Below are 19,914 nucleotides of genomic sequence, written 5' to 3' on the forward strand. Positions count from 1 at the left end.
TCCCCGCGACGGGCGACCCGCACGACGTCACGCTTGAACTCAGGCGGGAACTTCTTGGGCACAGCGACATCCTTCCAGCAGGACCTCGTCCCACAGATGAAGTGTCAACCAATCCTGCAGCAGTCCCGCATCGCAGTCGCATCGCTTGGAGCGAGAGCAACTTTCTTGCGGCGCGGTCCCGCTGTGCGCGGGGGGCGGGGCGTCCAGAGCCCGTGGTGACGTGCCGCGATCCGTGCGCGAGAGTGCGGTGCGGACCACGCGTGCGATGCGGTGGCGAGAATCCCGCCTCAGGGCGCGCCGTGGCGACAATCGCCGCGGCGGGGATGTGCGACGGGGTGGACGCCGTCAGGGGCACGCGGAGGAACCACCAGGCCGGCGAACCACGGTGACGCGCCGCGCGTCCCGTTTACGTCACGAGCAGACGTCGCGCCGGGAGGTGGGCGCGGACAGTTCCACGTGAAACGCGCTCCGTACGGATCGGGAGATCGGCGACCACCTATGGATACCCCGGCGGCCCTGTGTCTCCCGTACGCGCTTCCCAGCCGCGGGGCGCAGCGGATGGTGATCAAGGTGTCGTCTGTGATCCCGCGCGAGACGAAGCGCAGGACGCACCCTGCTCGCGCACGGTGAAGGGCGGCGTCCGGCGTAGGGCAGAGTGCGGCGTAGATTAGCTAGCGACTGCCCCGCCGTTTCACGTGGAACGTAACATCGCCTTTCCTGACTGCGGTGATCCCGAGGGTTCGCGAGTAGCCGACGGCGCGAGACGTCCCGCCATCGCGACCCATAGCTGGACACATGTCGCTGAACAGACTGTCGCTGCTCCGATGACGCCGGTGTTCGGGACCTTTCGTCCTTGCAGACCCGCGTGACTGCGGACGAGCGGTCGAGTCGACGCAGAGCTCCGATCGGCCCGTGGCCTCCCTCGGTCCCGCCATAGGACGCGCGGACCCGATGGTCACCACGACGCAGCACGTCCGACGCGACGTCTCTTCCATCATGAGGCCCCGACGCCGGAGGAAGGCGGGAACCATGCGGCATCTCGACCTGTGCAGACGCCCGCGCGACGAGTGCGCGGCGGGCGAATGGTGCCGTGGCGAACTCGCGGGATGGCGGAGCAGCAACGAACGGACCCCAACAGGCAGGTGGAGCACCACCGGGGGAGGGGCCGCGCCATGCACGGAGACGCGGTCACCGCCAGCGCTGCGCGCACTTCTGCAGTCGTCTGCCTGGGAGGCCCATTGACTCTCCGCGCACTCGTCCCGGGGTTCCGGACGAGCGACGGGGCTTCGGGTGCACAGCAGCACGGCAGGCGTCAGCACGGCAGCCCGGCAGGACGTCAGCACGGCACGACGGAACGACGGAACGACGGCAGCACGGCACGGCGTCTCATCGGCGCCTTCACCACATGAAACGTCCGTCCACCGAGCCATCCGATGCCGCCAGCATGGCACTCAACTATGACGGACGACGCGTCCTCGTCCTCTGTTTCACGTGGAACGTGGTCCGCAGCCACCGTGGTTCCACGCGGGGACCGACCGAGGAAGAGGCACTGGTCGATGGGACGGGCGTGCGAGGCGCACGTCGTTTCACGTGAAACCGACCGAGCATCGCTCGATCGACCCGCCAGCAGGCGGTGAGTTCTCGCGCGGACGATGCTGGCCACACCCATGCTGGCTCCCGTAGGTGCGGCAGTGCGCCAAGAAGAGTGCACCACAGCGCAGCGCTGGCGAGGTCACGCCGCCTCGGACCGACGAGTTCAGATGGGCAGCGCCGCCCGGCTGGCCACGAGCGAAGGTAGTACCGGGCATCGTGGCGTCATGACGCACGACGTGCACATTCACCAGAACCGCCGCACATCACGCCCCGCGGCGCACCGCCCGGGACGCACCGCTTGAGGTGCACGGCCCCGAGGCACACGGTCCCCGTGGGTGCGGCACGCCTTGTCGCACGCGCAGGCTCGGTCGCCCAGGTGTCATGATGCGCGGGCGTGAGAGGAGCACGAGCGTGTCGCGAAGCACGCGCACGTCAGCAGAGGCGTGTGAGCTCCGGAGCATTGCCGGACATCACCGGTTCATGCCGTCGCGGGGGCCGCATCGTCGCAGGCTCGTGGAGGGCAGCACATCCGGCAGTCGGCGAGGCGGCAGCACGCTGCACCTCGTCCAGGGCCGCGGTGCCCGCCCCATCGACGGCGGTCTGATCGACGCCGGACCGTTGCGCATCGCCGGACAGCCACACGGCCGCACAGCCGGGCAGTCGCACAACCGGACAGTCGTATCGCCCGGCAGCCACGTGCTACGTCGACGGCCTGCCTGCTTCGACTTTCGCGCTGTGGAGATCAGACGCCGACGCGGTGGCGAACGACGGCGAGGTACAGCTCCGCGAGGTCGAGCCCCGCGGCGCGTGCTGCCTGCGGGAACAGGGACGTCTCCGTCATGCCGGGCGCGACGTTCACCTCGAGGAACTGCACCTGACCGTCGGGTTCGAGGATGACGTCGGTGCGTGACAGGTCCCGCAGGCCGAGCGCACGGTGCGCACGGACGGCGACGTCGCGGACCATGGCGTCCGCCTCGGCGTCGAGACGTGCGGGCGCGAAGTACTCGGTGCGGCCCGGGTTGTACCGGGCGTCGTAGTCGTACGGGCCCTCCGTGACGATCTCGACCGGCGGGAGCGCCCGTGGTCCGTCACCGAGGTCGACGACGCTCACCGCCAGCTCCGTGCCAGATACCGCGCGCTCGACGAGCGCCACGTTGCCGTAGGCGAAGCAGTCCACCATCGCGCGCGGCAGCTGGTCCGCCGTCTCCACGAGCGTCACGCCGAGCGCCGACCCGCCCTGCGTCGGCTTCACGACGAGCGGCAGACCGAGGCGCGCGACGATCGCGTCGAGGACGGGTTGTGCACCGAGCTCACGGAACAGGCTCTGGGGGAGCGTGACGTACTCCGGCGTGGAGATCCCGGCGCCGATCGCGACGCTCTTGGCGACGGGCTTGCTCCATGCGGCGCGGCTCTCACGCGGGCCGGTGCCGACGTAGGGGACGCCGACGAGCTCGAGGACGTCGCGCACGGAACCGTCCTCGCCGCTTGCGCCGTGCAGCAGCGGCCACACCACGTCGGGCCGGTGCCGGTCGAGGAAGCGCAGGAGATCGGCGTCGACGTCGTGGACGGACACCTCCAGCCCGGCAGCGCGCAAGCTCTCCGCGACGCGCCGCCCCGACCGCAACGAGACGTCACGTTCGTGCGAGAGGCCTCCCGCGAGGATGGTGACGTGCGGCTGGGACCGGCCGGTGGCCGCCGCGGCGCCCGTCGCACCGTCCAGCAGGACGGGGGAGGGGAGGGCAGAGGTCGAGCTGTGGTGTCCGGAGGGGGTGTCCACGAAGGCTCCTTGTGACGGAGGCGTGCCGTCGCCCGGGCTCCGGGCGACGGGCCGGTCGAGTGGCTGGGCGGATCAGGCGAGGTCGGGTGACGGGCTCTCGATGTCCGTGGGGTCCGGGTCGAGACCCGCCCCCGTCCCGAAGATCTCGACGAGCTCGCGCTCGGCGTTCACCACCCCGGCGAGGCGACGGACTCCCCTCGCGGATCCGTTCGGGGGTGGGGTAGCAGAAGGACAGCCGCATGTGGTCAGCGCCGCCGCCGTCGGCGTAGAACGCCGTGCCGGGGACGTAGGCGACCCGGGCCGTGACCGCTCGCGGCAGCATCGACCGGGCGTCCACCCCCTCGGGCAGTCGGACCCACGTGTAGAACCCGCCCTCGGGCACGGTCCAGCTCGCGGACGGCAGGTGCTCGGCGAGCGCGCCGACCATGGCGTCGCGACGCTCGCGGTACAGCTCGCGGAACTGCTTGATCTGGCCCTTCCAGTCGCACGTGTCCAGGTAGGCGCCGATCGCCATCTGCGATGCGTTCGACGGGCAGAGGATGGCCGACTCGCTGGCGAGCACGAGCTTCTCGCGCACGGCGTGCGGCGCGACGACCCAGCCCACGCGGTACCCGGGCGCGAACGTCTTGGAGAACGATCCCAGGTAGAGGACGCCGTCCTCGTCGAGAGACCGCAGCGCGGGGAGGGTCTCGCCGTCGAACCCGAGCAGACCGTACGGGTTGTCCTCGATGACGAGGACGCCGTGGCGCTGCGCGATCTCGAGGATCCGGGGACGCCGCTCGGCGGAGAGCGTGACGCCGGCAGGGTTGTGGAAGTTCGGCACCGTGTACAGCAGCTTGACGCGGCGACCGGCGGCGGCGAGCGACGTCAGCGTCTCGTCCAGGATCTCGGGGACGAGGCCGTGCTCGTCGAGCGGGACGTGGACGACGTCGGCCTGGTAGGACCGGAAGACGCCCAGCGCCCCGACGTAGCTCGGTGCCTCGGCGACGATGACGTCGCCCGGGTCGATGAAGATGCGCGTGACGAGATCCAGGGCTTGCTGCGACCCCGTGGTGACGACGACGTCGTCCGGGTGGCAGTCGATGCCCTCGAGACGGACGACGTCGAGGATCCGCTCGCGCAGCGCTTCGTCGCCCTGCCCGGAGCCGTACTGCAGCGCGGTGGCGCCGTGCGTCGCGACGAGGCGCTGCACCGTCTCGGCGATCGTGTCGAGGGGCAGTCCGTCGAGGTAGGGCATGCCGCCGGCGAGGGACACGACCTCGGGACGGTTGGCGACGGCGAACACGCCCGGATCTCCGACGCGCGCATGCCGTGCGCTCGCTCCGCGTACGCCCCGAACCAGGGGTCGAGTCGGGTCCCGCCCGTCGTGGGCGGCTGCGCGGGGTTCGTCGGCACGGTCACGATCCCCAGTGTGGCACGGCGCATCGGGGGATCCCGTGAAGACGCCGGAGGGCGGACCACGCGTGGTGGCCCGCCCTCCGGCAGGGTGTGACGGCGTCGACCGGCCGGCCCCGGGGACCGGCCGTCGGCTCAGACCGTGGTCGTGAGGACCGCGTCGATCTCCTCGGTGAGGGCGCGCTTGGGGCGCGCACCGATGATCGAGCGCTGGAGCTCGCCGCCCACGTAGACGTTGAGCGTCGGGATCGACACGATGCCGTAGGCACCGGTCGTCTCCGGGTTCGCGTCCGTGTCGAGCTTGGCGATCTTGATCTTGCCCGCGTACTCCTCGGAGAGCTCCTCGAGGATGGGGGCGACCTGGCGGCACGGCCCGCACCAGGTGGCCCAGAAGTCGACGAGCACGGGCACGTCGGACTCGAGGACCTCGGAGCGGAAGGTGTCATCGGTGACGGGGACGGTGGCCACGTGCCTCCTGGGGTCGGTCGGTCGTCCGGGACGGACGGGTGGGAGGAAGAGGGGTCAGGAGTTGAGCTCGGCGAGCGCCTCGGGGAGCTCGTCGGGGTTGGGTGCCTCGGGGGTGCCCGCGAGGTCGGCCTCGCCGGCGGCGTCGACGAGCTCGGTGAGGTAGCGCTGGGCGTCGAGGGCGGCGGAGCACCCGGAACCGGCGGCGGTGATGGCCTGGCGGTAGGAGTGGTCCACGAGGTCGCCGCAGGCGAACACACCGGGCAGGTTGGTGGCGGTCGAGCGTCCCACGACCTGCACGTAGCCCTCGGCGTCGAGGTCGACCTGGCCCGCCAGGAGCTCGCTGCGCGGCTCGTGCCCGATCGCGACGAACAGCCCGGTCACGGGGAACGGACGCTCCTCGCCGGTGACGGTGTCGCGCAGCGTGACGCCCTCGACCTTGTTCTCACCGGCGATGGCGACGACCTCGGAGTTCCAGGCGAAGTCGATCTTCGGGTCGTTCAGCGCGCGGTCGGCCATGATCTTCGACGCCCGCAGCTCGTCGCGACGGTGCACGATCGTCACCTTCTCGGCGAAGCGCGTCAGGAACGTGGCCTCCTCCATCGCGGAGTCGCCACCACCGACGACGGCGATGTGCTGGTCGCGGAAGAAGAACCCGTCGCAGGTCGCGCACCAGGACACCCCGCGGCCCGACAGGCGCTTCTCGTCGTCGATGCCGAGCTCGCGGTACGCGGACCCGGTCGCGAGGATCACGGCGCGGGCACGGTAGGTCTCGCCGTTCGCGGTGACGACCGTCTTCACCGGGCCGTCGAGCTCGAGCTTCTCCGCGTCGTCCCACTCCACGCGCGCGCCGAACCGCTCGGCCTGCTTGCGCATGCTCTCCATGAGGTCCGGACCCATGATCCCGTCGGGGAACCCGGGGAAGTTCTCGACCTCCGTGGTGTTCATCAGCGCGCCACCGGCGGTCACCGACCCGGCGAGCACCACCGGGCCCAGCCCGGCACGGGCGGCGTAGATCGCGGCGGTGTACCCCGCGGGACCCGACCCCACGACGATGAGGTTCTCGACGGTCGGCTGCTCGGTCACGGTGAAAGCTCCTCGATCTCGGTGCGTGGCGGTCGGCCACGCGATGTGGTGAACACGGCCGGGCCGCCTTCTGTTCCACGGTACGGGCCCCCGTGGCGGGGCGTGCGCGCCCCGCCGCAGCGGCCCGCATGGCGTCGCGCGCGGAGCCGCTGCGGCGGCGTCCCCGTCAGGAGACGAGCAGCTCGTTGATCTCCACGCGGTTCTCGCCCTGGCCGTTCTGCGGCAGCTCCGTGAACCACAGGACGAGGGACTCGGCCTCGACCGGCTCGGCGAACGTGAACTCCGCCCCGGGGGAGAGGGGTCCGGAGGCGAGGACCTCGCCCTCCGTCGGCGCGTCGGGCGACGTCGCCCGGATCTCGACGTTGCCGCCCTCGACCGTGGTGTCCACCACGATCGTCTGCACCGGGGCCGCCTGCTCGAGCGTGATGGCGTACCCGATGCCGCTCTTGAGCCCGGCGAAGTCCGGCGAGTTGTAGCGCCGGGAGTACCAGGCGGTCTCGGGCTGCCCGTCGTACGCCTGCGCGGCGAGCTCGGGGTGCTCACCCTCGTTGTCGGGGTTCTCGTCCCCCTGCGGGTCGAGCGCGGTGCCGGACGCGATGGCGGGCCGGACCTCGGGCGCGGGCTCGGGGGCAGCGGGCTCCTCGGCCCCGTCCCCGTCGGTCGTCTCCTCGCCCGCGGGCTCGCCGGCGTCGGCCGTCGGGCGCCCGTCCGTCGACACGGCGGGGTCGAAGCCGGAGAAGGCCGTGTTGACCGCCCACACCACGCCGGCGCCCACGAGGAGCAGGACGAGCACGAGCACCACCGGGGTGGCGTTGAACCGGCGCGACCCACGGCGTGGCGGTGCGGCGTCGGCCCCGGCGGGCGCGGCCTCGACCCGGGCTCCCGCCCCGCCGTCGCCTCCGGGCGCGGAGGCGGGGAGAGGCGCGGTGCCGGCGTCGTACCCGGCCGGAGGTGGCGGTACGGGGGCCGCACCCACCGCGGTGGCACCCGCCGCTGCACCCGCGCCCGCGCCGTACGCGACCGCCTGCGGGACGCCGGCACCGGCGGAGCCGGGGACGTCGCCCACGCGGTGGATCCGGCCCGTGCTGGGGCGCGGACGGGGGGTGCGGGTGGCGGGGTGCCCGGAGGGGCGGCGGCCCCGCCGTCGAACGCGCTGCGGACGGACTGCCGGTTCACGCCCGCGGCGGCCGGTGCGGCCGCCCCGTGCAGCGACGCGACGGAGACCGCGTCCCACGGCGCGAGCGCACCGACGACGTCCTCGGGCGTGCGCGGGCCGTCCCCGGGCAGGGTGCTGGTCCACGCGCCGGGCGCGCCGACGTCGGTGGCGAAGGTCCGGACGCACAGCTCGTCGATCTCGGGCGGCACGTCGCCGCGGACGCCGGACGGCGGGAGCACGCCGCCGCGCGACCGCTGGGCGGGCAGCGGGTGGATCGCGGCGTCGGAGATCCAGGGCACGTCGAGCGACGGCCCGGGCCAGCGCGCCGTCGTCGCGTAGTAGAGGAGCGCCACGAGCGAGACGGCGTCCAGGCGCGACGTGCGGCCCGGGTCGTGCTGGTCCTGGCCGGCGACGCCGCCGTCGAGCCCGAGCCCGGTGACGACGACCCGGTCGCCGTCGACCCGGACGGCGTCCGGCCGCACGGCCAGGTGGTGCACGCCGCGGCTGCGGGCGGCCTCGAGCGCGGAGGCCGCCTCACCGACGATGGCGCGGGCCTGCCGCGGGTCGACGACGCCGCCCGCGACGAGGTCCGTCAGCGTCGTGCCGACGAACGGCTCGGTCACGACGTACGCGACGCCGTCCTCCGACCCGACGTCGAGGACGCGCGTCAGGCGCGGGTCCGCGACGAGCGCGGCGCGCCGCGCCGCGTCGAGCGCCTCGGCGACGTGCGGGCCCGCGACGAGAGAGACCCGGACCGGCCGGTCGAGGATCTGGTCGTGGGCCGCCCACGCCGTGACGTCGGCGAGGTCGGACGCGAGCTGGTCGTCCAACCGGTAGCGGGCGACGAGCAGTGTTCCAGGGGCCACGCCGTTCACCGGACCTCCTTCGGGGGACTCGTGGTCGGCATCACCACATGGTACGCGGGCCCGGATTGCCCGGTATCTACCGGCGCGCGAGGCGCCGCACCTTGCCGAGCAGCGGCCCGAGGAGCTCGTCGAGCTCGCGCACCCGCAGGACGCGGAGGCCGCCGACGTACACCCCGGTCATGACGGTACCCACGACGGCCACCACGAGCACCGCCTCCCACCACGACAGGCCGTAGATCTCGCCGGCGAGGCGCACGTAGAGCTGGAGGACCCCCCAGCCGGCGCCAGCGCTGACGAGGGCGGCGAGCACCGTCTTCACGTGCATCCGCACGATGCGGTGCCCGTCGAGGCCGCGCAGCGTGCGCCGCAGTCCCACGGTGCGCAGCGCGACCGCCACGACGTTGGACAGGCTCATGGCGGCGCCGACGCCGACCACCCACACTGCGGGTCGAGCGTGCGCGTCGCGAGCCACGACACGCCGACGAGCACGATCGTGCCGGGCACCTGGATCCAGAACACCGTCCGCCCGTCCTCGAAGGCGTAGTAGACCCACTTCATGAGGACCATGCCGCCGAGGGGGACGAGGCCGAACGCCATGGCGACGAGGACCTGCGCGACCGCCGCGCCCGAGGCGGCGCCCACGGAGGGCACGAGCAGCTTGGTGATCGGCAGGGCGAGCACCGCGAAGACCGCGGTCGCGAACACCGTGAACACGCCGACGGTGCGCACGCCGCGCGACAGGTCGCGGCGGACACGGTCGACGTCGCCGGCGTGGGCCGCGGCGCTCATCCCCGTGAACAGCGCCGTGGCGATCGACACGGTGACGAGCGAGTGGGGGAGCAGGTAGATCATCAGCGCCTGCGTGTAGGCGGCGTTGCCCGCCACGGTGAGCTGGTCGGCGAACGCCTCGGGGGACGCGACGGTCAGGCCCGTGACGACGCCCTGCGCACCCGGGTCGCCCGCGTACTCGCCGAAGCGCTCGGCGAGGGCGGCGCGCGGGGCCTCGCTCGCGAACCGCGTGGTGAACAGCACGCCGACCTGCTCGAGCACGACGGCGGCGAACGTCCACAGCGCCACCTGGCCCGCGGACCGCAGGCCGATGCCGCGCAGCCCGAACCGCACGTGCCAGCGGAAGCCGGCCCGCCACAGCGGCACGACGAGGATGAGCGCCTGCGCCGCGACCCCGAGGGTGGCCGTGCCGGCGAGGAGCGCGATCTTCGGGCCGTCCCACTGCGTGAGGTCGTCCACCGTGCCGCTCGCGGCGGGCCCGTACACCGCGATGAACGCGCCGAAGCCGATGATCGACACGACGTTGTTGAGCACCGGCGCCCACATGAACGGCCCGAACTGCCCGCGCGCGTTGAGCACCTGGCCGAGGAGCGTGTAGAGGCCGTAGAAGAACAGCTGCGGCGTGCACCAGAGCGCGAACGACACCGCGAGGGCCATCTGGGGGGACGTCCACCCGTCGCCCGTGTACAGGCCCACGAGGATGCTCGAGCCCGCCGTGAGCAGCGCGGAGATCGCGATCAGCACCGTGCCGGACAGCGTGAGCAGCTTGTCGAGACGCTGCTGCGTGTCGTGCGCACGGTAGGCCCGCACGATCTGCGGCACGAGCACCGCGTTGAGCACGCCGCCCGCGAGGATCGCGAAGAGGACGTTGGGGATCTTGTTCGCGACGTCGAACGCGTCGGCCACGAGCCCCGTCGTCCCGATCGCGGCGACGAGCAGCACGTTGCGCACGAGTCCCAGCGCGCGCGAGACGAGGGTCCCGGACGCCATGAGCGCCGACGAGCGACCCAGGCCGCCCGAGCGGCCGGCGGCGGGCGCCTCGGCCGCCCCCGCCTCCGCGGTCTCGTCCGCCGTGCCCGCGGCCGCGGGGTCGCCCGGCAGCGCGGACGGCACCGGGGCGTCCTCCCCGCGGCTCGTGCCGGGGCGCTCGCCGGGCCGGTCGTCCCGCGGTCGGACGTGGCGCGGGCTCGAGCGCGTCACCGGCGCTGCCCCTCGACGTCGGCCCGCTCCGGCTCCGCCGGGGCGGGAGCCGGCTGGTCCACGGTCGCGCCCGGGAGACGACGAGGCGAGCGGCCGCGACGGACGGTGCGCCAGATGCCCGCGACCATCGCGATCGCGAGCAGCGCCGCGACGACGGCCGTGCCGACCGACTCCCACTCGGCGCGCACGCGCACGACGAACTCGTCGGGGGCCGCGACGCGCACGGACGGGTCGGCGGCGCTGACGACCTCGACGGCGACGGTGACGTTGCCGCTCCCGTTCGCCTCGACCGGCACCGAGACGGTCACCTCCGAGTCGGCGGGGACCGTCGTCGTCTGGCGCGACGGCGCCTTGAGGCGGGGGTCGTCGGGGCGCAGGACGACCTGCACCTCGACGTCCTGCGGCAGGTCGTTCGCCACCCGGACCGGCAGGCTCTGCTCCTCGGCCAGCAGCAGGATCGGCGAGCCGCGCTCGATCGACACCCCGCCCATCACGGCCTGGGCGGCCTGCGCGGCGTGCTGCACGGCGGCGGACCGCGCCTCCGGTGCGTCGCGGTAGGCGACCGCGCCCGGCACCACGAAGCCGGGCTCGAGCGGGCGCGTGAGCGCCGCCGGGTCCGGCGCGACCGTCGCGAAGGCCGCGAGCTCCGTGCGGGTGCGGTCGAGCGAGTGCAGCTGGCTCGGCGGGATCTCGCCCTCGGCGGGCGCGTCGTCGGGCAGCGGCGACCGCGCGTCCTCGGGCACCGGCGCGGCGAGGAGCTCGTCGACGGGCGCGACGTCGACCCACGGCGCGGCCTGCAGCGCGGCGACGCGCTCCTCGAACGCCGTGGCGTCCGGCTCCCAGCCGCGGGGGAGCGCGACGAGGACGTGCCGCGCGTCGGCCGGTCGCTCGCGCGCGACGACCGCGGTCTCGGCGAGGAGGCGCTGCACGGCGACGGGGTCGGCCCCCGGCCCGGCGGCGACGGCGCGCGTGATCTCCGGGTCCGGCACGAGTGCGGTGACGTCCCCGGCGGGCGTGGACACGCGGGCGGTGCCGGTGGGCGTGTAGGTCAGCGAGCGGTCGGGGGCGAGCGCGTCGCCGCCCACCACGACGGTCGTCGCGCCCGACGACGCGGCGAGCGCCGTCGTCGTGACGTCGGGCACCGGGTCGGCCGGCCAGGCGAGGTCGGTGCGCCACGCCGCCGCCGCCGGTTCGTCGGGCACCGCGGGCTCCGGGTCCGCACCGGGCAGCGGTGTGCCCTCGGGGAGGGGCAGCCCCGCGTGGGCGTACGCGGCGACGTCCGGGTCGTAGGCGCGCAGCGCGAACGTCGTCCGCCCCTCGGCGGCGTCCAGCAGGCGACCGGCCCACGCCGTCACGCCGGGGTCCGGGGACGCCTGCGCCGCGGCCACGAGCGCGGGGTCGACGACCCACCCGATCTCGGGGGACGACGCCGTGGCGTCCAGCACCCGGCCGAGGCGGCCGTCGGCGCCGGTCGCGGCCGACAGCGCGTCGTCGTACGCCTCGGGGTCCGGGTCGACGGGCGGCCCGGTCACGGCCGCCACCATGCTCAGCCGCACCGGTGGGACGTCGCCCGGCGGCGCCCACACGACGAACGAGCGTGCGACGGCGAGGCGCCGGCCGTCGTCGGAGAGGCGGACCGCGAGCCCGCGCGGGCCCCAGTCGCTGCGTGCCGACAGTCCGAGGTCCGCGGCGGGCACGGAGAACGTGACCTGCGCCGTCGCGCCCGGCGCGAGCGGGTCGAGCGACTGCTGGTCGACGAGCGTGCCGATCCGCCGGGTCGCCGCGGCGGTGGACCAGCTCTCGAGGCCGGAGCGCGTCGCGGTGGCCGACCGGTCGAGGCCGAGCTCGACGGCGGGGGACCCGACGGTCTCCTCGGTCCCGTTGCTCACGGTGGCGGTGACCGTCAGCGTGCCGTCCGGCGCGAGCACCCCGGGCGTGATCGCGTCGAGCTCCACCGTCACCTCGCCGTCCGCGGCGACGTCGGCGGCGGCAGGGGCCAGGAAGGAGGCCGCGCGGCTCGTCCCCGGGACCGGCGAGAGCGCGGTGCCCAGCACGGTGGCGAGCACGACGAGGACGAGGAGCAGGCCCGGGGCGAGGCGGCGTGCGCGCACGCCGCGGGAGGCGGTGGACGTCATGAGTGGTCGGTCGGGCTCCGTGGGGCGGGCGGTACCGGCCCGCCCCCCTCGTGCGGCCGGCCGGGCGAGCGGACGATCGTGCGGGTCACCCTACTCGTGATGGTGCTGCGGAACCGCGCGCGGCGGCCCTCCAGGACGCTGCCCGCGACGACGGCGATGCGCCGCTCGTTCGGGTACGCCAGGCGCTCCGCGAGCTCCACCACGGGGATCCACGCGACGTCCTCCGCCTCGCCGTCGGGGTCGCCGTCGACGCTCAGCCGACCGCCCGTCGCCCGCAGGAGGAAGTGGTGGACCACCTTGTGCACCCGCCGGTCGTCGCCGGTGAACCAGTAGTCGATGACGCCGAGCGGCTCCTGCACGACGCCGTGGATGCCGGTCTCCTCGGCGATCTCGCGGATCGCGGCCTCCTCCGCCGTCTCCTCGCCCTCGAGGTGCCCCTTGGGCAGGCACCACTCGAGGCGGCCGCCGCGGTTGCGCCGCGCGATGATGGCCGCGCGCGGGCCGTCCGCGTCCGTGGCGACGACGAGACCGCCTGCCGAGACCTCCTCGACCACGGGCAGCGGTGCCGCCCCGCCGAGCCGGTCGCGGGGGTCGATGTGCAGGGCGTGCCCGCCGGGCGGTGCCGGGACGGCGACGCGCCGGGCGCGCGCCCGGGCCCCGTCCGCTCCGTCACGGCCGCTCGCGCGACGGGGGCCGGCGGGGTCCCTCCGAGGCTCGTCGGCGTGCGCGGGGCTGGACATCCTCCAACTTTACCGAGTGGGGCTCGTCCGGCCGTGACGCGCCATCTGGCAGGCTTGGGTGTCGTGCCCACGCCACCCACCCCCAGCCGAACCCGGCGGCCCTCGAGCTGCAGCGCCGAGCCCTCGCCGTGCTCGCCGAGATGGCCCCCGCGGCGATCGAGCTCGGCGAGGTCTTCCGCGCGGCGGGCCACGAGCTCGCCCTCGTCGGCGGACCGGTGCGCGACGCCTTCCTCGGACGGGCCAGCAACGACCTCGACTTCGCGACCTCCGCTTCCCCGGACGAGACGCAGGCGGTGCTCGCGCGCTGGGGCGACGCGCACTGGGACATCGGCAAGGAGTTCGGCACGATCGGCGCGAAGCGGTTCGCCCGTGGCGGGGGCGAGGACCTCGTCGTCGAGGTGACGACGTACCGCACCGACGAGTACGACCCCGCGTCGCGCAAGCCCGTCGTCGCGTTCGGCGACACGCTCGAGGGCGACCTGTCGCGGCGCGACTTCACGGTCAACGCGATGGCCGTCCGGGTGCCGGAGATGACGTTCGTCGACCCGTTCGACGGACTCGGCGACCTCGCGCGACGCGTCCTGCGCACCCCGGTCGCGCCCGAGCGCTCGTTCGACGACGACCCGCTGCGCATGATGCGCGCTGCGCGGTTCGCGGCACAGCTCGGGTTCGACGTCGACGGCGGCACCCTCGCCGCACTCGTGCTCATGACCGAGCGCGTCGACATCGTCTCCGCCGAGCGCGTGCGCGACGAGCTGTCGAAGCTGCTGTGCGCCGCCGAGCCGCGGCGCGGGCTCGAGGTGCTCGTCGACACGGGCCTGGCCGACCACGTGCTGCCCGAGCTGCCCGCCCTCAAGCTCGAGATCGACGAGCACCACCGGCACAAGGACGTCTACGAGCACTCCCTCACCGTGCTCGACCAGGCGATCGCCCAGGAGACCGGCCCCGACGGCGCCGTGCCGGCACCCGACCTCGTGCTGCGCCTCGCCGCGCTCCTGCACGACGTCGGCAAGCCCCCCACGCGCCGGTTCGAGCCCGGCGGCGGCGTGAGCTTCCACCACCACGAGGTCGTCGGCGCGAAGATGGTCGCCAAGCGGCTCAAGGCGCTGCGCTACGACAAGCAGCTCGTCAAGGACGTCGCGCGGCTCGTCGAGCTCCACCTGCGGTTCCACGGGTACGGCGACGGCGCCTGGACCGACTCGGCCGTGCGGCGCTACGTCACCGACGCGGCCCGCTGCTGGAGCGGCTGCACCGCCTCACGCGCGCCGACTCCACGACGCGCAACAAGCGCAAGGCGCAGCGCCTGCGCGACGCGTACGACCACCTGGAGCGGCGGATCGCCGATCTCCAGGAGCAGGAAGAGCTCGCCGCGGTCCGACCCGACCTCGACGGGCAGCAGATCATGGCAGCTCTGGGCATCGCGCCCGGGCCGGTCGTCGGCCGCGCCTACAAGCACCTGCTCGAGCTGCGGCTCGACCGCGGCCCCGTCGACGAGGAGACCGCGCGCGCCGACCTGCTGCGGTGGTGGGCCCAGCAGCCGGAGTCGGCCGCGTCGTCCTGACGCTCGGAGGGGGCGGGGCCTCGGGCGGGGCGCTCCAGCAGGGTCCGGACGAGGCCTCCGGGGCGGCCGTGCCGGGTCTACCATCCGCGACCTCGTTCCTCGGTCGCTCCCGCCAGACCCGCCACGACCCGGCACGGCCGCCCCTCCGACCTCCTCCTCGTCCGGCACAGCCGCCCTTCCGGAACGGCCGCCGCTCCGGCCTCGCCCTCGCCTTCCACCGGGCCGTCACACGGCCGAACCCCGGGTCGTGCGACGGACGGGGCGGTCCGTGCCGCGCAACCCGGGGTTCGGCACCGGACCGCCCGCCCGCGTCAGTGGGCGAGCGGCGCCGGCGCGTCCTCGACGGTCTCGTCCGCGTCGTCGTGGGGCGCGCCCGGTGCCGCCGCCGCGGGGCGGCGCAGCAGGAACGACAGGCCGACCGCGACGAGCATGACGGCAGTGCCCCACACGAACGCGTCGCCGACGCCCTCGGCGAGCGCGACGGGCGCGGACGCGCCGTCCCGGCCGTAGGCGAGGGAGCGCGTCGTCATGACGGCGACGAACATCGCCGTGCCGGCCGCGCCGGCGAGCTGCTGCACCGTGCCGATCGCGGCCGACCCGTGCGAGTACAGGTGCGGGCGCAGCGAGGACAGCGCGGTCGTGAACAGCGGAGTGAACATGAACGCGAGACCCAGGCTGAGCGTCACGTGCAGCCCGAGGACGAACCACGGCGACGTGTCCGCGTGCACGGTCGTGAACGACGCGAGGGCGACGGCCACGACGCTCGTGCCCGGGATGACGAGCGGGCGCGGGCCCACGCGGTCGTAGAGGCGCCCGACCGTCGGGCCGAGGAGACCCATGAGCAGCCCGCCGGGGAGCACGATGAGACCGGTCTGGAGCGGCTCGAGACCCATCGCGTCCTGCAGGAACAGCGGCAGGAGGATGAGCGAGCCGAACATCGCGACCATGCCGACCGCCATGATCCCGAGCGCGAGGCTGAAGGAGCCGGCCGTGAAGACGCGCAGGTCGAGCAGGGCGCGGTCCTCGCGCTGGAGGGCGAGCTGGCGCCACACGAACGCGCCGAGCGCTGCCGCGCCGAGGAGGATCGGCACCCACACCGGCACGACCGGGGTGTGCCGGGCCGCCTCGCCGATGCTCGACAGGCCGTACACGAGGCCGCCGAACGCGAGCGCCGCGAGGAGCAGCGAGAACGGGTCGAGGCGCGAGTGCGTACGGTCGGCGACGTCGCGGACGTACAGGAAGCCGAGCGTGAGCGCGACGAGGCCGATCGGCAGCACCGTCCCGAACACCCAGCGCCAGCTCAGCACGTCGAGGATGAAGCCGGACAGCGACGGGCCCAGCGCCGGCGCCGCCGCCATGACGATCGAGACGTTGCCCATGATCTTGCCGCGGATCGCCGGCGGGACGAGCGTCATGATCGTCGTCATGAGCAGCGGCATCATGATCGCCGTGCCCGACGCCTGCACGACACGCCCGACCAGCAGCCACGCGAAGCCCGGCGACAGCGCGGCGAGCAGCGTCCCCGCGCTGAACAGCGACATCGCCAGCAGGTAGGCACCGCGCGTCCCGAGGCGCTGGAGCAGGAACCCGCTCGTCGGGATCACGACGGCCATGGTCAGCATGAACGCCGTCGTGAGCCACTGCCCGGTGCTCGCCGTGATGCCGAGGTCGGCCATGAGCGGGGCGAGCGCCACGCTCATCGTCGTCTCGTTGAGGATGACGACGAACGCGGAGACCAGCAGCAGCGCGATGACGAGGAAGTCCTGGCGCGGCAGCTTGTCGGCCACCGCCGCGACGGTCGACGCGCTCGCGGGCGTCGTGGCGGCGGGAGCGGAGGAGGGGAGGGAGCCGGGGCTGGTCTCGGATGCTGTCACGGTGGTCTCCGCTCGCGTCGGTGGGCGTGCCGGTCTCGGTCCGGGCCGGCAGGGGCAGGCGGCGACGCCGCGCGGTGGCGGGACGTCGTCGTGTCGGTCGTGGTGGTGGCGTGGTGCGGCGCGCGGCCGACGCCCGGGCACCGGGACGTCGGGGTGTCGCGCCGCCCGCACGAGCTCGGCACGCCTGGCGACCCGCCGGACTGGCGATCCGTACCCTGTACGACCGCGAACCATCATGCGTTATTCCCGCACGCCCTGACGACGTCTTTTCGGGCCGGTTCTCATCGGTCGCACCGGAGGCTACGGGCCCGCCGACGACGCAGCGCATTCTGCCGGATCCTTGACGGAAAAATCCGGCACCGGTCGGATGGCACGCGAGAGTCGGCGCGACGGCGAGGAGGCCGCCGCGCGTGACCCGGCTGCGCGGGGCGCGCAGCCGCTTCGACGACGAAGGAGAACCACGTGATGCGACGGCGATCAGGACGGGCACGGGGCGCGCTGGCGCTCGTGGCCGCGGCAGCGCTCGGGGCCACGCTCGTGCCCGCCGCCCCGGGGGCGGTCGCCGAGGCGGCGACGGCCCCAGCCGCGGCAGCCCCTCCCGCGGCGGTCGCGACGGCCGCGGACGGCGCCTACGGCAACCCGGTGACGGAGGGCGTCGTGGACACCTTCCCCGACCCCGCGATGATCCGCGGCAAGGACGGCGCCTGGTACGCGTACGGGACGCAGAACCCGATCTTCGAGAGCGCGGGCGAGGACGGGGAGCACATCCTGCCGATCCTGCGCACCGAGAACCTCGTCGACTACGAGTACGTGGGCGACGTCGTCGAGCCCGACGACGTCCCCGCGACGTGGCGCGACGGCTCACGCGCGTGGGCGCCGGACATCCGGTACGTCGGCGGCGAGTACCTCTTGACCTACGGGCTGTCCACGGGCGGGCTCGCCGTCGCGACGGCGCCGACACCGACGGGGCCGTGGGCGCACCGCGACGAGCTGCTGGTCCCGTCGGCGCCGGTCGCCGGCTGCCCCACGGGGAACATCGACCAGGCGCTGTTCAGCGACGACGACGGGACGCTCTACCTCTACTGGGGCAGCTACGACGTCATCTGCGTCTCCGAGCTGACGCCCGACGCCTCGGCGCTCACGGGCCCGGTCACGCAGGTCGCGCAGGGCCGGCGCATGGAGGGCGCGTACGTCGTGCGCCACGACGACCTCTACTACCTCATGTACTCCGACGCCGGCTGCTGCGACGGCGCGTTCAGCGGCTACTCCGTCAAGGTGGGCCGCAGCGACAGCCCGACCGGCCCGTTCGTCGACGACGCGGGCGTGGACCTCATGAGCCTGTCGAGCAAGGGCGGGTTCGTCCTGACGCCGAACGGCAACGGCTACACCGGCGTCGGGCACCACGCGGTGCAGACGGACCTGGCCGGCCAGGACTGGATCGTCTACCACGCCATCGCGAACGACGACCCCGACTTCCCGCCCGTGCAGACGCGTGCGGGGACGCTGCAGCTGTCGAAGCGCCCGATGATGGTCGACCGCCTCGACTGGATCGACGGCTGGCCCGTCGTCAACGCCGGGGCGGGCGCCAGCACGCAGCCGCCGGCGGCGCCGGTCACGACCGGTCCGGTGGACGACGACTTCGCGGACGGGCTGGGCGCCTGGATTACGAGCGGCTCGGTCACGACGCCCGCGGAGACCGACGCCGGCGCGTTCGCCCGGCTGGCCGACGGCGCGTCGATCACCTCCCGTGCCAGCGTCACCGGCGACGTGCGTGCCCAGGCGGACGTCCGCGTCGAGGCCGGCGGTGCCGTCGGCCTCGAGGTCCGGGGCGGGGACGACGACACGGCGACTGCGTGGGTCGACGCCGACGCGCGGGAGCTGCGCGTCGAGGTCCGGCGCGGCGGGGACACCGGGAGCGCGTCGGCGCCGGTCCCGGCGGGCGTGGACCTCGGCACGTGGCACGTCGTCACGCTCGACCGGGTCGGCGACGAGGTGACCGCGACGCTGTCCGCCGACGGTCTCAAGGACCCGCTGGCGCTCGCGTCGGTCAACGCCGAGCCGGCTGCCCCGGGCGCGGGCTCGACCGCCGTCGCCGTCGCGCGCGGCGGTGCGGACGTCGACAACATGAGCGCGGTCCCGGCGGCACGCCCGGTGACCGAGCGGGTCGCCGACCCGCAGCCCGGCGAGCTGCTCGCCGAGTTCTCCGACGAGCTCGACGCGCCGGCGACCCCGCGGCCGACGGGTCCGGGTGGTCCTGGGTGCGCCGCCCGGCGTCGGGCCCCCGCCTCGAGGGCGGCAGCCTCGTGTGGCCCACCCAGGCCGCCGAGCTGCACCGCGACAACAACTCCGCGTCCGTGCTGCTGCGCGACGCGCCGCAGGAGGACTTCCTCGTCGAGACGCGGCTGACGTTCGACGGCACGCGCGGCAACCAGCAGGCCGGGCTCGTCCTGTACGAGAACGACGACCGGTACCTCAAGCTCGCGCACACCGTGCTGCCCCTGAACCGCAAGGGCGGGCAGTTCCTGCACGTGACGGAGTTCGGCAAGGAGGCGGAGCGTCCGACGACGACGCCTCCGACGGCCGTGGCCAACGGCCCGATGTTCGGCGCCGCGCCCGCGGCGACCACGTGGCTGCGGCTGTACGCGCAGATCGACGAGGCGAACGACGAGTACGACGTCCGCATGGCGTCGAGCACCGACGGCGAGCACTGGCAGTGGGGCGGGACGTGGTCCCTGTCCGTCCGGGGCGACCTGCGGATCGGCCTGGTCTCGATGAATGCCACCGGCGCGACGGCCGAGTTCGACTACCTCCGGACCTACGCGATGCCGGACGACGCTGCGACCGGCCCGGCCCTCGACGTCACCGTGCAGCCGCGGTGCCTCGCGGGCCGGGCGTACGTCGCCGTGCGGGCGACGAACGCCGAGGAGGTCCCGGTCGACGTCGAGCTCGTGACGCCGTACGGGAGCCGGTCGGTCGCCGACGTCGCCCCCGGGAGCAGCGCGTACCAGGCCTTCACGGTGCGCGAGGGTGCGGCGCCGTCGGGCAGCGTGACGGTGCGCGGCACGGCGACGCTCGCGGGCGACGAGCTCACGTCGAGCTCCGAGCACGGCTTCGACGGGCTCGACTGCGGCTGACCCCGGCCGACGAGACGCGCGGAACCGCCCCCGATCTCCTCGATCGCGGGGCGGTTCCTCGTGTCCCGGCACGGCGGGCGCCACCGTCCCCCGGAGGTGAATTCCGTCCGGATCCCGTTCGGAAGACGCATGTTTTCTGCCGG

General features: G+C 74.2%; 12 protein-coding genes and 2 pseudogenes. 4 read left to right on the top strand and 10 right to left on the bottom strand.

The genetic code is table 11. The annotated features are described in order from the left end of the window. Positions 1 to 2,335: 2,335 nt before the first annotated feature. The 5 genes and pseudogenes from BJF88_RS16395 to BJF88_RS19305 all read right to left on the bottom strand — a co-directional run bounded on the left by BJF88_RS16395 (position 2,336) and on the right by BJF88_RS19305 (position 7,382). On the bottom strand, positions 2,336 to 3,313 hold the full coding sequence (locus BJF88_RS16395) for a D-alanine--D-alanine ligase (RefSeq protein WP_222844039.1): 978 nt from the start codon (positions 3,311 to 3,313) through the stop codon (positions 2,336 to 2,338). Positions 3,314 to 3,442: 129 nt separating this feature from the next. Further along, positions 3,443 to 4,795, bottom strand: a pseudogene (locus BJF88_RS16400) (PLP-dependent aminotransferase family protein). Positions 4,796 to 4,900: 105 nt separating this feature from the next. After that, positions 4,901 to 5,233 carry a thioredoxin gene (gene trxA, locus BJF88_RS16405; protein ID WP_075829576.1) on the bottom strand — a complete coding sequence of 111 codons (333 nt, stop codon included), beginning with the start codon at positions 5,231 to 5,233 and terminating at the stop codon, positions 4,901 to 4,903. Between the two features lie 54 nt (positions 5,234 to 5,287). Further along, positions 5,288 to 6,316: a thioredoxin-disulfide reductase gene (gene trxB / locus BJF88_RS16410; RefSeq protein ID WP_075829577.1), complete on the bottom strand. Its 1,029-nt coding sequence runs from the start codon at positions 6,314 to 6,316 to the stop codon at positions 5,288 to 5,290. 166 nt (positions 6,317 to 6,482) lie between these two features. After that, positions 6,483 to 7,382: a hypothetical protein gene (locus BJF88_RS19305; protein ID WP_075829578.1), complete on the bottom strand. Its 900-nt coding sequence runs from the start codon at positions 7,380 to 7,382 to the stop codon at positions 6,483 to 6,485. A 51-nt stretch (positions 7,383 to 7,433) separates the two neighbouring features. Here BJF88_RS19305 and BJF88_RS19310 point away from each other — a divergent pair, with 51 nt between their 5' ends. Then, positions 7,434 to 7,811, top strand: a complete 378-nt coding sequence (locus BJF88_RS19310) for a hypothetical protein (RefSeq protein WP_075829579.1) — start codon at positions 7,434 to 7,436, stop codon at positions 7,809 to 7,811. A 603-nt stretch (positions 7,812 to 8,414) separates the two neighbouring features. On the opposite strand, the gene BJF88_RS22560 is transcribed toward BJF88_RS19310, so the two are convergent. From BJF88_RS22560 to BJF88_RS16440, 4 genes are all read right to left on the bottom strand, one after another. Continuing rightward, positions 8,415 to 8,753 carry a hypothetical protein gene (locus tag BJF88_RS22560; protein WP_255372117.1) on the bottom strand — a complete coding sequence of 113 codons (339 nt, stop codon included), beginning with the start codon at positions 8,751 to 8,753 and terminating at the stop codon, positions 8,415 to 8,417. Continuing rightward, positions 8,750 to 10,240: a murein biosynthesis integral membrane protein MurJ gene (gene murJ / locus BJF88_RS16430; RefSeq protein ID WP_255372118.1), complete on the bottom strand. Its 1,491-nt coding sequence runs from the start codon at positions 10,238 to 10,240 to the stop codon at positions 8,750 to 8,752. Before murJ ends, BJF88_RS22560 begins: the two co-directional genes overlap by 4 nt. A gap of 83 nt (positions 10,241 to 10,323) precedes the next feature. Then, positions 10,324 to 12,462 carry a DUF6049 family protein gene (locus tag BJF88_RS16435; RefSeq protein ID WP_075829581.1) on the bottom strand — a complete coding sequence of 713 codons (2,139 nt, stop codon included), beginning with the start codon at positions 12,460 to 12,462 and terminating at the stop codon, positions 10,324 to 10,326. After that, entirely contained in the window at positions 12,459 to 13,202 is a 744-nt protein-coding gene (locus tag BJF88_RS16440; RefSeq protein WP_083649221.1) for an NUDIX hydrolase, read from the bottom strand. The genes BJF88_RS16435 and BJF88_RS16440 overlap by 4 nt, the downstream gene beginning before the upstream one ends. A gap of 140 nt (positions 13,203 to 13,342) precedes the next feature. Between BJF88_RS16440 and BJF88_RS16445 the strand changes: the two are divergent. Further along, positions 13,343 to 14,763 (top strand): annotated as a pseudogene (locus BJF88_RS16445) (CCA tRNA nucleotidyltransferase). 311 nt (positions 14,764 to 15,074) lie between these two features. Here BJF88_RS16445 and BJF88_RS16450 read toward each other — a convergent pair. Further along, positions 15,075 to 16,637, bottom strand: coding sequence for an MDR family MFS transporter (locus tag BJF88_RS16450; protein ID WP_075829582.1), 1,563 nt, complete (start codon positions 16,635 to 16,637; stop codon positions 15,075 to 15,077). A 465-nt stretch (positions 16,638 to 17,102) separates the two neighbouring features. On the opposite strand from BJF88_RS16450, the gene BJF88_RS16455 reads away from it, so the two are divergent. Both BJF88_RS16455 and BJF88_RS20590 read left to right on the top strand, forming a co-directional pair. Beyond that, positions 17,103 to 19,043 (top strand): family 43 glycosylhydrolase, encoded by a 1,941-nt coding sequence (locus BJF88_RS16455; protein WP_255372130.1) that lies wholly within the window; start codon positions 17,103 to 17,105, stop codon positions 19,041 to 19,043. Next, the gene (locus tag BJF88_RS20590; RefSeq protein WP_222844042.1) at positions 18,941 to 19,771 is read left to right on the top strand and encodes a hypothetical protein; all 831 of its coding nucleotides are present in this window, start codon (positions 18,941 to 18,943) and stop codon (positions 19,769 to 19,771) included. Before BJF88_RS16455 ends, BJF88_RS20590 begins: the two co-directional genes overlap by 103 nt. The last annotated feature ends 143 nt before the right edge of the window (positions 19,772 to 19,914 follow it).

The organism is Cellulosimicrobium sp. CUA-896, from assembly GCF_001942335.1.
GTDB lineage: Bacteria > Actinomycetota > Actinomycetes > Actinomycetales > Cellulomonadaceae > Cellulosimicrobium.